Raw genomic sequence first — 13,108 nt, 5'->3', positions numbered from 1 at the left:
TAACGCATTATGATGATTTTGACTGATAAAAAGCCACGTGTGAATGTTGAAGGGATTTTGACTGCGGAAGAAATCCACGATATTGAACATCACATTGATCACTATCCGTACCCACGTGCAGCCTGCCTTGACGCGCTGAAGTGTGTACAACGCCGTAATGGTTGGGTAGATGATGCGCAAATGAATGCGATTGCGCAAATGCTAAGCATGAGCGTCGCAGACCTTGAAGGTGTCGCAACATTCTATAACCGTATCTACCGTCAACCTGTAGGCCGCCATGTAATTTTGCTCTGTGACTCGATTGCGTGCTTCTTAATGGGTGCAGAAACTTTAGCTGAAGCATTCCAGCGTGAGCTCGGTATTCAGTTTGGACAAACGACAGCAGATGGTCGTTTTACATTGTTACCAATTTGCTGTTTAGGTAACTGTGATAAAGGTCCGACGCTGATGATTGATGAAGACACGCATGGTCTAGTTGAAGTGACTTCAGTGAAACAGTTATTGGAGAAGTATGTATGAATACCGAACCAAAACCAATTTATGGCGACGGTAACCCAGAAACTCATCCATTAACGTGGCGCTTGAGTAAACAAGAGTTTGTACGTAGTGCCGATGACTATGAAGCATTGGAAGGTTATGCAGGCTTTAAAAAAGCTTTGACTATGCCACCAAAAGACGTGCTTGAAGTCATTAAAGCTGCAACCGTTAAAGGTCGTGGTGGTGCAGGCTTCCCAGCAGGGATCAAATGGTCGTTGATGGCACCAAATGATGGTGGTCCACGCTATTTGATCTGTAATGCCGATGAGATGGAACCAGGCACCTTTAAAGACCGTTTGTTGATGGAAAAACTTCCACATCAATTGATCGAAGGAATGCTGATTGCGGGTTATACCCTTGAAGCAACCCATGGTTATATCTTTATCCGTGGCGAGTACATTGAAGCTGCTGCTTATTTAAATGAAGCACTAGAGCAAATCCGTGCCAAAGGTTACTTGGGTGAAAACATCCTTGGAACGGGCTGGAACTTCGAAATGCACGTGCATACGGGTGCGGGTCGTTATATCTGTGGTGAAGAAACCGCATTGATTAACTCGCTTGAAGGTCGTCGTGCAAACCCACGTACGAAGCCACCATTCCCGCAAGTTGCAGGTGCTTGGGGTCGTCCTACGATTGTCAATAACGTAGAGACCTACAACAACTTACCTGCAATTTTGCTGCGTGGTCCAGAGTGGTATATCAATCTTTCTGCTGGGAAATCGAAAGATCCAGGCACTAAGATTTATGGCGCATCAGGCAAGGTGAAATTCCCAGGTCTTTGGGAGCTTCCATTTGGTACAACGGCACGTGAAGTGATTGAAGATCATGCTGGCGGTATGCGTGATGGCTTAAAGCTCAAAGCATGGTTACCGGGTGGTGCATCAACTGACTTCTTGGCAGCTGAACACATTGATCTACCAATGGATGCGGAAAGCATCATGAAAGCAGGTTCGCGTTTAGGTACGTGCTTACTGATGGTGGTGGATGAAACTCAATGTATGGTTTCGGCGACACGTAACTTAGAAGAATTCTTTGCACGTGAATCATGTGGTTTCTGTACGCCTTGTCGTGATGGTTTACCGTGGGCGGTGAAAGCACTGAAAGCCTTGGAAGATGGCACAGGCAAGAAAGAAGATATCGACCACTTACAAGAGTTAACGCGTAAGCTTTGGATTGGTAAGACTTTCTGTGCGCATGCTCCAGGTGCAATGGAACCGTTGATGGGCGCACTCAAATATTTCCGTGGTGAGTTTGAAGCAAAAGTAGTGAATGCTGCTGCGCAAACTCGCAACGTAGAACAAGCTTAAGGAATTCGACTATGGCTACAATTCATGTCGATGGCAAATCGTACGAAGTCAATGGCTCAGAGAACTTGCTGCAAGCATGTTTGTCTTTGGGTATTGATATTCCGTACTTTTGTTGGCATCCATCCTTAGGTTCTGTCGGTTCATGCCGTCAATGTGCTGTGACTCAATACGCGAATCCAGAAGATACGCGTGGTCGTTTGGTCATGTCATGTATGACACCTGCATCTGACAATACCTACATCTCGATTGAAGACAAAGAAGCAACTGATTTCCGTGCTTCTATTGTTGAGTTCTTGATGACCAACCACCCACACGACTGTCCAGTCTGTGAAGAAGGTGGTCACTGTCATTTACAGGATATGACTGTAATGACGCAACACGACCGTCGTCGTTATCGTTTCACCAAACGTACGCACTACAACCAAGAGTTAGGCTCATTCATTTCTCATGAAATGAACCGTTGTATCGCATGCTACCGTTGTGTTCGTTACTATAAAGACTATGCTGGTGGTACGGACTTTGGCGTGTATGCCAATGCATCGCGTGTGTACTTTGGTCGTCCAGAATCTGGGACTTTAGAATCTGAATTCTCAGGTAACTTGACTGAAGTATGTCCAACAGGTGTATTTACCGATAAGACTCACTCTGAACGCTACAACCGTAAGTGGGACATGCAGTATGCGCCAAGCGTATGCCAAGGCTGTTCTTCAGGTTGTAACATTTCACCGGGCGAGCGTTATGGCGAATTACGTCGTGTCGAAAACCGCTTTAACGGTGAAGTGAACCAATACTTCTTGTGTGACAAAGGTCGTTTCGGTACAGGTTATGTGAACCGTGCAGATCGTCCACGTCAACCCCAGTTCCGCACGGGTGAAAATGTTGAGACTGTGTCTGTTGACCAAGCACTCGATAGCGTGATTGCAAATATCCAAGGCAAAAAAGTATTGGGTATTGGTTCGCCACGTGCATCGCTTGAATCGAACTACGCATTACGTGAGTTGGTCGGTCAAGACAACTATTCGACAGGTATGTCTCAAAAAGAGCAAAACTTGGTTGAATTGGCGGCTTCAATCATGCAAACCGAGGGTGTTTACAACCCGAATATGCGTGAAATCGAAAGCTATGATGCCGTGTTGATTTTGGGTGAAGACTTAACTCAAACTGCACCACGTATGGCATTGTCTGTTCGTCAAGCGGCGAAAAACAAAGCCAAAGAAATGGCTGCGGAACGTCGTACTCAAGACTGGTTAGCTGAACCTGTACAACGTATTGCTCAAGATGCGAAGTCACCAATTTATATCTTGGCGGCAACCCAAACGCGTTTAGCGGATGTTGCGACAGGTGAAGTGGTAGCTTCTCCAAATGACATCGCACGTTTAGGTTTTGCGATTGCTGCGGCAGTGAAAGGCGATGCAATTCTTGGTTTAGCAGATGATGCGAAAGCATTTGCACAAACGATTGCGGACACTTTGAAAGCAGCGAAGAAACCATTGGTGATTTCAGGTACAAGCTTACAAGATCCTGCGATTATGGAAGCTGCTGCACAAGTTGCACAGAATCTTGGCAATGCAGGCTTAACCTTGACTGTTCCAGAAGTGAACTCAATGGGCTTAGCAATTCTTGGTGGTCAAAGCCTAGAGCAAGTTTTTGCACAAGACTATGACACCGTGATTGTGGTTGAAAACGATCTTTACCGTCGTTTACCTACAGCTCAGGTCGATGCAGCACTTGCAAAAGCTAAAGATGTAATCGTACTTGATCATTCTGAAACTGAAACTGTGAAGAAAGCAGATATCGTACTTTCTGCGGCTTCATTTGCTGAAGGTGATGGTACTGTTGTATCTCAAGAAGGTCGTGCACAACGTTTCTATCAAGTGTATGACCCGAGCTACTACAAACCTGAACTGGCGATCAAAGAATCTTGGCGTTGGTTACATGCCATTGAAACAGGTGTGAAAGGCAAAGCGATTTCTTGGACTTTATTGGATGACGTGATCGAGTCAGTTGCGAAAAACGTTCCAGCATTACAAGCGATTGAAGATGTTGCACCTGATGCAGGCTTCCGTGTACATGGTTTGAAAATTGCACGTGAACCACGTCGTTATTCAGGTCGTACTGCAATTCGTGCACCGTTATCGATTCACGAGCCAAAACAACCGACTGACATTGACTCAGCATTAACGTTCTCGATGGAAGGTTATGTGGGGACACAAACTCCATCTGCACTTGTGCCATTTGCATGGTCAGCAGGTTGGAACTCTCCACAAGCATGGAATAAATTCCAAGACAATGTGGGCGGCCATTTAAAAGGTGGTGATTCAGGTGTGCGTTTATTCGATCGCTTACCGAAACGTCCAGCACGTAGCTATGTTGCACCTTCAGCGGTTGTTGTTAACCCTGAAAGCTTCCGTCTTGTGCCGATGCATCACATTTTTGCTTCTGGTGAATTCACAGTGAAAACACCTGCTATGCAATCTCGTATTCCTGAAGCAATGTTTGCGGTAGGTGAACAAGATGCAGCACGTTTGAATGTTCAAAATGGGCAGCAAATTACGGTGAAAGCAGGCGAAACCAGCATTAGCTTGCCAGTTCAAGTGATTGAATATTTACCAGCAGGTTATATCGGTTATCCAATTGGTCTTGCACCGACTGTTTCTTTAGCTGAACCAGTTTCAGTCGCGGTAGGAGTGTAATTCATGAATCAAGAAATTATACGTCAAACACCGCTCTGGGCTGAAAATTGGCCAATTGCGTACTCGGTTATTCAAGCCATTGTCATTTTATTGGTGGTGGTTTTGATTGCAGCATTAATGTCATTTGTCGAGCGTCGTTTGCTCGGCTTATGGCAAGACCGTTACGGTCCAAACCGTGTTGGTCCTGGCGGTATGTTCCAGATTGTTGCCGACATGCTGAAAATCATGTTTAAGGAAGACTGGACACCAAAGTTTGCGGACAAGTTAACGTTCCGTTTAGCACCAGCAGTTGCGATGGCAACTGCGGTACTGTCGTTCATGGTGATTCCTGTGAGCCCATATTTGGGTGTGGCAGACATGAGCATTGGCTTATTGTTCTTTATGGCAATGGCGGGTATTGCAGTCTATGCGGTGTTATTTGGTGGTTGGGCTTCAAACAACAAATATGCATTACTTGGCGGTCTACGTTCTGCTGCGCAAACCATTTCATATGAAGTGTTCTTAGGTATTTCACTCATGGGTGTGGTTGCGATTGCAGGCTCATTCAACATGCGTGAAATTGTAGAAGCACAGAAAGATGTATGGTTTGTGATTCCACAGTTCTTAGGTTTCTTAATCTTCGTGGTTGCGGGTGTTGCGGTAACGCATCGTCACCCATTTGACCAACCCGAAGCAGAACAAGAATTGGCGGAAGGTTACCACGTAGAATATGGCGGTATGAAATGGGGGATGTTCTTCGTTGCTGAATATGTCAACGTGGTTCTGATTTCTGCATTGATCGTAACGCTATTCTTCGGTGGTTGGTTAGCACCATTCAACCTTGAAATTCCGTTTATTCCACCCGTATTCTGGTTCATTATCAAAACAGCATTTTTTGTGATGATGTTTGTATTGGCGCGTGGTTCATTAATGCGTCCACGTTATGACCAAGTAATGAACTTTGGTTGGAAAATTTGCTTGCCATTGGCATTGGTCAACTTACTTGTGACTGGTGCTGTGATTCTGATGAATCAGGCCTAAGACGGCAGGGAGAACAAAATGTTTAAGTTTCTAGCTGGAGTTGGGTCAATTGTACGTTCATTGTGGATGGTATTCAGCCACGTGACGCGTAAACGTGACACGATTTTATATCCAGAAGTACCAGCTGAAGAAATCGTACCACCACGTTTCCGTGGTCGTATTGTATTAACGCGCGATCCAGATGGTGAAGAGCGTTGTGTGGCATGTAACTTATGTGCTGTTGCGTGCCCAGTTGGCTGTATTTCATTACAAAAAGCTGAAAAAGAAGATGGTCGTTGGTATCCAGAATTCTTCCGTATTAACTTCTCGCGTTGTATTTTCTGCGGGATGTGTGAAGAAGCGTGTCCAACTACAGCAATTCAGATGACACCTGATTTCGAATTAGGCGAGTACGTTCGTCAAGACCTTGTATATGAGAAAGAGAATTTACTCATTTCAGGTCCTGGTAAATATCCAGACTACAACTTCTACCGTGTTACAGGTATGGCTGTAACAGGTAAAGAAAAAGGTCAGGCGCAACGTGAAAGCGCACCTGTTGATGTACGGAGTCTATTACCATGATGTGGCCGTTTTATTTGATGGCACTCGTGGCCATCGTTTCTACGGTTCGTGTAGTTACTAACGCGAACCCTGTACATGCGTTACTTAGCTTGATCGTGTCTTTACTTGCTGTTGCAGGGATGTTCATGATTGTGGGTGCACCATTTGCGGGTGCATTGGAAATTATCGTTTATGCTGGCGCGATCATGGTGTTATTCGTGTTCGTGGTGATGATGCTGAATCTTGGTGAACATACGGTTGATCAAGAGCGCAAATGGCTAACGTCATCTGCTTGGGCATATCCAGCACTCATGAGCTTCCTAATGGGCTTGATTTTAGTTTGGATGTTAGGTTCAGACTACACCACAGCAGGTCCAGTAATGGGCACTGAAATTGTAGGTCCGAAAGCCGTTGGTCAAGCACTCTTTACTCACTACTTATTATTGGTAGAAGTTGCCGCGATGTTATTGCTAGCAGCCTTGGTTGCAGCATTCCACTTAGGTAAACGTGAGCCAAGTGCAGAAGAGGACAAACAATAATGGGCAACATCCCTTTAGAACATGGTTTGATCGTTGCGACCATTCTTTTTGCACTGGGTTTTTACGGTGTAATGGTGCGACGCAACCTATTATTTATGTTAATGAGCCTTGAAGTCATGATGAATGCTGCTGCGTTGGCATTCGTTTTGGCAGGTAGTGCTTGGGTGCAACCAGATGGACAAATTATGTTCATCCTGATTTTGACCCTTGCTGCAGCAGAGGCTTGTATCGGTCTTGCGATTGTCCTTCAGTTTTATCATCGCTTCCATCATTTGGATGTGGATGCTGCTAGTGAGATGCGCGGATGAGTTATTTATATTTAACAGTATTATTTCCGCTAATCGGTTTTATTTTATTAGCGGCAGGGCGCCAAAATTTACCTGAGAAAGTTGCAGCGATTATTGGCGTTGGGGCTGTAGGTCTATCTGCTTTATTTGCCCTTATTGCGGGGATGGATTTCGTTAACAACGGTTCTGTGGCGCAAGTACAACACTTGTGGACATGGTTCAATGTTGGCGGTCTTGCACCAGGCATTAGCTTGCACCTTGATGGCTTGTCATTATTAATGATGGGCATGGTGACAGGTGTTGGTTTCCTTATTCATATCTTTGCTTCATGGTATATGCGTGGCGAAGAAGACTTTGCACGTTTCTTCTCTTATTTCAACCTATTCGTTGCCAGCATGTTGTTGTTGGTATTGGGCGATAACCTAGCGTTGTTGTTCTTAGGTTGGGAAGGTGTAGGTCTTTGCTCGTACTTGCTGATTGGTTACTACTACCAAAACCCAGAAAATGGTTTTGCTGCAATCAAAGCATTTACAGTAACGCGTGTCGGTGATGTGTTCTTACTGATTGCATTGTTCTTAATTTACCAACAGTTCGGTACATTAAACATTGCAGAAGTGGTTGCTGCGGCACCAACGGTATTAACGCAAGGTTCATCTATGGCAATCTGGACAGCATTAATGTTGTTCTTAGGTGCTGCAGGTAAATCTGCGCAGATCCCACTCCAAACATGGTTAGCAGATGCAATGGCTGGTCCTACACCAGTATCTGCATTAATCCACGCAGCGACAATGGTGACTGCGGGTGTATATCTCTGCTGCCGTATGTTCACTGTATTTGAAATGGCTCCTCAAGTGATGATGTTCATTTCGATTACAGGGGCTGTAACATTGTTGGTTGCTGGTTTTGCTGCATTGGTTCAAACCGATATCAAACGTATCTTGGCTTACTCAACCATGAGTCAGTTGGGTTATATGTTTATGGCAGTGGGTGCGGAAGCATACCAAGCGGGTCTGTTCCACATGTTGACTCACGCATTCTTCAAGGCATTATTATTCTTGTCTTCTGGTGCGGTGATCTTGGCTTACCACCACGAACAAAACATTTTCAAAATGGGAGGTTTGTTCTACAAGAATAAATTCCTATTTGCTTGCTTCGCCATTGGTGGCGGTGCATTGGCCGCTATTCCATTCATCACCGTTGGCTTCTTCTCGAAAGATGCAATCTTGGGTGCTGTATGGATGAAAGGTCAGGCAGTAGCGTTATATGACTGCTTATACTGGACAGGTGTTGCAGGTGCTTTCTTAACTTCAATTTATACATTCCGCTTAATTTGGGTTGTATTCTTTGGAAAAGAAAATACGCCATATCATGCAATCAAAGGCGTGACTTACTGGGGGCCTTTGTCAATTTTAGCGGTTCTTTCAACTTTCGTGGGTGCAGCACTTAAAGCACCTGTAGAAAGCATTTTGAATGCTGCAAAAATTCCAGCGGTGATTATTCCAGAAGCGATGGAAGCGGGTGTACACGGTGCAGAACATATGGCTGTGGGTATTGCACTTGCTGGTCTTGTGATTGGTGTGATCTTATTCGCTTTTGCTTATGGTGCAGTGAAAAGTTTTGCGAAAACTTCATTGGGTGCAGGTTTGGCGAATATTTGCCGTAATGCACTAGGTTTCGATACCTTATATGATCTTATCTTCGTAAAACCATATTTACTGATTGCTAAGATTTGTGGTCGTGATCCAATTGATGGTTTATGGCTTGTATTACCTGCAATTGTGAAAGCTGGTAACGGCTTTACAAGCTCTCGTCAAACAGGTTCATTGCGTGAATACGCTTCGAGCATGTCACTGGGCATTGTGGTTCTACTGATGATCTTAGTCGTGATTCAGGTCGTGGGGAAATAAGATGGAAATCACAAACAATTTGGTTTTGCCCGCGCTGATCCTCGTACCGTTCATTGCAGGTTTTTTATGTTGGGTGGTCGATAAAATCGACCAACAACTACCACGCTATATTGCGCTCGTGGGTATGCTCATTACTTTGGGCTTAACAATCGCTTTATGGCAAACGGGTACTTACAACTATGAATTGGGTGCAAAAGTCCCAACATGGTCTGCAGAGTTCTTCTTGCCGTGGATTCAAACCCTCGGTATCAATATCCACTTGGCAGTTGATGGCTTATCATTATTAATGGTGGGCTTAACTGCGCTGTTGGGTATTTTGGCAGTTGGTTGTTCTTGGGGTGAAATTCAAAAGAACGTAGGCTTCTTCCATTTGAACCTTTTGTGGTCATTGGGCGGGGTCATCGGTGTATTCATTTCGATTGATATGTTCTTGTTCTTCTTCTTCTGGGAGATGATGCTTGTTCCAATCTACTTCTTGATTGCACTTTGGGGACATAGTGGTGCAGATGGTAAATCACGTGTTTACGCTGCAACTAAGTTCTTCATCTATACCCAAGTTGCTGGTTTAATCATGCTTATTGGTATCCTAGGCCTTGTGGTTTATGGATACATGATGACAGGCATGATCGGCTTCGATTACAACTACTTGTTAGGTGTAGCGAATACGCTTGATGCTGAGCTTCCTGCGGTGGCTTATGCCTTCATGTTGTGCTTGTTTGTTGGCTTTGCGGTTAAACTTCCTGTGTTTCCATTACACGGTTGGTTACCCGATGCACATGCACAAGCACCTACAGCAGGTTCTGTAGACTTAGCAGGTATCCTAATTAAGACAGCTGCTTACGGTTTACTCCGTTTTGTGATTCCATTCTTCCCAGCAGCATCTGCACAGTTTGCCGATATCGCAATCATCATGGGTTTAATTGGTATTTTCTACGGTGCTTGGTGTGCTTTCCAGCAAACCGACATGAAGCGTCTGTTGGCTTATACCTCAATTTCACACATGGGCTTCATCTTACTTGCATTGTATGCAGGTAATATTTTGACCTTCCAAGGTCTCATGATCATGATGTTAGCGCACGGCTTATCATCTGCTGCACTGTTCATTATGTGTGGTCAGGTTTATGAGCGCTTACATACACGTGACATGCGTTTAATGGGGGGTATTCGTGGTCAATTCCAATACCTTTCATTCTTCCTGATGTTCTTCGTGGCAGCGTTAGTGGGTATTCCTGGTTTAGGTAACTTCATTGGTGAGTTCTTAATCTTGATGGGTTCTTATGCCAAGTTCCCTGTATTTACTATTTTGGCTGCAATCAGCTTAGTATTCGCTGGTCTTTATGGTCTGATTTTGATTCATAAAGCTTTATTTGGTACGCCAAATGAAGCGCAAAAACAACATTACGCAAGTCCACTGAAAGATTTGAATGCGCGTGAAGTTGGTATTCTATTAATTTGTGCATTTGGTCTGCTTTGGCTTGGTCTCTACCCACAATCCTTCCTTGATATTTCAAATTCAAGCATGGCGTGGTTAGCAAACAGCTATATTCCAGTTCAAGAAGTCGTTGACGTTGTGCATCAAGCATCTGTTCAACTCGAAAATGTGGAGATGCAATAAGCCATGAACTTCACAATGTCTTTTTCTGAGCTTATGCCATTAGTTCCTGTAATGATCGTGGCATTGACCGCGGTCGTTGTGATGATCCTCACTTCGATTAAACGTAATCATAATTTAATCGCAACAGCTTCTGTGGTTGGCTTAAACCTTGCTGCGGCAAATATTTTATTCAACATGTTTGGTGGACAATTTGTACCATCAAACGTGATGGGTATGTTCATGGTGGACCCGTTCACCATGCTTTACCAATTGGTGATCTTAATTGCATCACTTGCATGCTGTACGTTGTCACACGCGTATATTGAGTCTTATAAAGATAACCGTGAAGAACTGTATATCTTGATGCTGTGCTCGGTTGCGGGTGCAATGTTAATGGTGGCAAGTTCGCACTATGCATCTTTCTTCATTAGCCTTGAGTTAATGTCGATTCCTGTCTACGGTATGTTGGCTTATACACATCAACGTGCAAACTCATTAGAAGCGGGTATTAAATACTTGGTTCTTTCTGCAACGGCTTCGGCAATGTTGCTGATGGGTATGGCATATATTTATGCTTACACAGGTTCATTGTCTTTCTATGAATCTTTCCAAGCATTGATGCAAAATATTCGTCAACCAATGGTACTTCTTGGTTTAGCGCTGATTATTTTTGCAGTTGGCTTTAAGCTTTCACTTGCACCATTCCACAAATGGACACCAGACGTTTATGCAGGAGCACCAGCTCCGATTGCAACCTTCCTTGCGACAGCAGCGAAAGTGGCGACGATTGGTCTATTTGTGCGTTACTTGCTGACTTCAGGCGCAATTTTGGTTGAGTCTTTAGTGACAATTATTACCATTATTGCAGTGCTTTCAATTTTGGTGGGTAACTTCTTGGCAGTACGTCAAGTTAACTTGAAACGTATTCTGGGTTATTCATCAATTGCACACTTTGGTTACTTGTTGATTGGTTTAATCAGCATGACCTATGCAAGCCTTGGTAATGTATCAGTTTATGTCATCACTTATGTGTTAACCACGATTGGTGCATTTGGTGCTGTGGCATTGATGTCTAGCCCATACAATAACGTAGATGAAGCTGAAAGTTTGGCAGATTACCGCGGTTTATTCTGGCGCCGTCCAGTATTAACAGCGACGTTAACTGTGATGATGTTGTCTTTAGCGGGTATTCCGTTAACAGCTGGCTTCATTGGTAAGTTCTTGGTCGTGATGGCTGCTGTAACAACTCAACACTGGTTCTTGGCTGCAATGATTGTGGTAGGTTCGGGTATTGGTTTGTACTACTACCTCCGTGTGATGGTTGTGATGTATATGACTCCGCCAGAAACTCCACGTATTGATGCTGTAGATCACTGGGGTCAAAAAGTGGGTGGTATCATGGTATTGCTCGCGGCACTTGCAGTATTGGTGATTGGTATTTATCCAGATCCAATTATCAAAATGGCCTTACAAGCTGAGATTTTATCTCCATTGCATTTCATGTTAACGCGTCAATAATTGAAAAAATTATTGTGTTAATCGGAAAGCCCCCACGAGTTGGGGGCTTTTTTTGTTATAAGATTTATAAAAAACATTTATAATAGTACAAATAATGTTTTGATTTTTTTAGGTGTACTCCCGTGGCTATTCATGAAATTCGTCATCCTCTGATTCGACATAAACTTGGTTTATTGCGTCGCGCTGATATTAGTACAAAGAATTTTCGTGAATTGGCGCAGGAAGTGACTATGTTGCTGACCTATGAAGCGACCAAAGACTTAGCTGTAGTTGATCATGAAATTAATGGCTGGGCGGGTAAAGTCACGACACAACGTATTGCGGGTAAGAAAATTACCGTAGTGCCAATTCTTCGTGCAGGTATTGGTATGCTGGATGGTTTCTTAAACTTGATTCCAAGTGCCAAAGTGTCTGTATTGGGTTTGGAACGTGATGAAGAAACTTTAGAAGCACGTACTTACTATAAAAAATTGGTTCCAGATGTGCAGAATCGTATCGCCATGATTATTGATCCAATGTTGGCGACAGGTGCTTCGTTGGTGGCTGCAATTGACGTTTTAAAAGCCAGCGGTTGTAAAGACATACGTGTCATGGTGTTGGTTGCTGCACCAGAAGGCATAAAAAGGGTGGAAGATGCACATCCTGATGTGACCATTTTTACCGCTTCTGTTGATGATGGCTTAAACGCACAAGGCTATATCGTGCCAGGTCTAGGCGATGCTGGTGACAAAATTTTTGGTTCAGTACAAAAAGATTAATCTTGAGCCTCAGCAAAAAGGGGCTTTTATGGCCTCTTTTTTATATACTAAAACAAAGCGTGTACATATAGGATCTGTTTATGAAGGCCGAGCAATATCAAGGCAAAGTTAAGCAATATAATGCTGACAAAGGTTTTGGTTTTATTTCCTCATCTGAAGGCGATGTGTTTTTTCATATCTCAGATTTTCCTGCAGACTCAGGCGAGCCGAAACGCAATGAACGTGTGAAGTTTAATGTGGTTGAAAATGGCGATCGCTATAAAGCAATTAAGATTGAGCGTGTTGAAGATAATTCTGCTAAAGCCAAGAAGTCGAAAGTATCAACTCATAATAAATCGATTACATCCACTTTATTGACAAACTTTAGACGTTGATCACGAACTGTTTAATTTATTTCATTTCAAATTG

General features: G+C 43.8%; 12 protein-coding genes. All 12 read left to right on the top strand.

Annotated elements, in window-relative coordinates:
* Positions 1-9 precede the first annotated feature (9 nt).
* The 12 genes from nuoE to M5E07_RS12485 all read left to right on the top strand — a co-directional run bounded on the left by nuoE (position 10) and on the right by M5E07_RS12485 (position 13,074).
* Positions 10-519 carry an NADH-quinone oxidoreductase subunit NuoE gene (gene nuoE, locus M5E07_RS12540; protein WP_016166025.1) on the top strand — a complete coding sequence of 170 codons (510 nt, stop codon included), beginning with the start codon at positions 10-12 and terminating at the stop codon, positions 517-519.
* Positions 516-1,844, top strand: coding sequence for an NADH-quinone oxidoreductase subunit NuoF (nuoF, locus tag M5E07_RS12535; RefSeq protein ID WP_252219638.1), 1,329 nt, complete (start codon positions 516-518; stop codon positions 1,842-1,844). Before nuoE ends, nuoF begins: the two co-directional genes overlap by 4 nt.
* Positions 1,845-1,855: 11 nt before the next feature.
* Positions 1,856-4,537, top strand: a complete 2,682-nt coding sequence (gene nuoG, locus M5E07_RS12530; protein WP_116762490.1) for an NADH-quinone oxidoreductase subunit NuoG — start codon at positions 1,856-1,858, stop codon at positions 4,535-4,537.
* Between the two features lie 3 nt (positions 4,538-4,540).
* Entirely contained in the window at positions 4,541-5,557 is a 1,017-nt protein-coding gene (gene nuoH / locus M5E07_RS12525; RefSeq protein WP_116762492.1) for an NADH-quinone oxidoreductase subunit NuoH, read from the top strand.
* Between the two features lie 18 nt (positions 5,558-5,575).
* Entirely contained in the window at positions 5,576-6,118 is a 543-nt protein-coding gene (gene nuoI / locus M5E07_RS12520; RefSeq protein ID WP_116762494.1) for an NADH-quinone oxidoreductase subunit NuoI, read from the top strand.
* A complete protein-coding gene (gene nuoJ / locus M5E07_RS12515; RefSeq protein ID WP_171304980.1) occupies positions 6,118-6,636 on the top strand; it encodes an NADH-quinone oxidoreductase subunit J in 519 nt (172 codons plus the stop codon). Before nuoI ends, nuoJ begins: the two co-directional genes overlap by 1 nt.
* Complete coding sequence (gene nuoK, locus M5E07_RS12510; protein ID WP_039621332.1) at positions 6,636-6,944, top strand: NADH-quinone oxidoreductase subunit NuoK; 309 nt, start codon at positions 6,636-6,638, stop codon at positions 6,942-6,944. The genes nuoJ and nuoK overlap by 1 nt, the downstream gene beginning before the upstream one ends.
* Positions 6,941-8,830 carry an NADH-quinone oxidoreductase subunit L gene (gene nuoL, locus M5E07_RS12505; protein WP_116762498.1) on the top strand — a complete coding sequence of 630 codons (1,890 nt, stop codon included), beginning with the start codon at positions 6,941-6,943 and terminating at the stop codon, positions 8,828-8,830. Before nuoK ends, nuoL begins: the two co-directional genes overlap by 4 nt.
* A gap of 7 nt (positions 8,831-8,837) precedes the next feature.
* A complete protein-coding gene (nuoM, locus tag M5E07_RS12500) occupies positions 8,838-10,445 on the top strand; it encodes an NADH-quinone oxidoreductase subunit M (protein WP_252223823.1) in 1,608 nt (535 codons plus the stop codon).
* A 3-nt stretch (positions 10,446-10,448) separates the two neighbouring features.
* The gene (gene nuoN, locus M5E07_RS12495) at positions 10,449-11,942 is read left to right on the top strand and encodes an NADH-quinone oxidoreductase subunit NuoN (protein WP_116762503.1); all 1,494 of its coding nucleotides are present in this window, start codon (positions 10,449-10,451) and stop codon (positions 11,940-11,942) included.
* 122 nt (positions 11,943-12,064) lie between these two features.
* Positions 12,065-12,700, top strand: a complete 636-nt coding sequence (gene upp / locus M5E07_RS12490; protein ID WP_116762505.1) for a uracil phosphoribosyltransferase — start codon at positions 12,065-12,067, stop codon at positions 12,698-12,700.
* A gap of 80 nt (positions 12,701-12,780) precedes the next feature.
* Positions 12,781-13,074: a cold shock domain-containing protein gene (locus M5E07_RS12485; RefSeq protein ID WP_116762507.1), complete on the top strand. Its 294-nt coding sequence runs from the start codon at positions 12,781-12,783 to the stop codon at positions 13,072-13,074.
* Positions 13,075-13,108 lie beyond the last annotated feature (34 nt).

The organism is Acinetobacter tibetensis (assembly GCF_023824315.1).
GTDB lineage: Bacteria > Pseudomonadota > Gammaproteobacteria > Pseudomonadales > Moraxellaceae > Acinetobacter > Acinetobacter tibetensis.
This window is presented reverse-complemented; position numbering and strand designations above follow the sequence as displayed.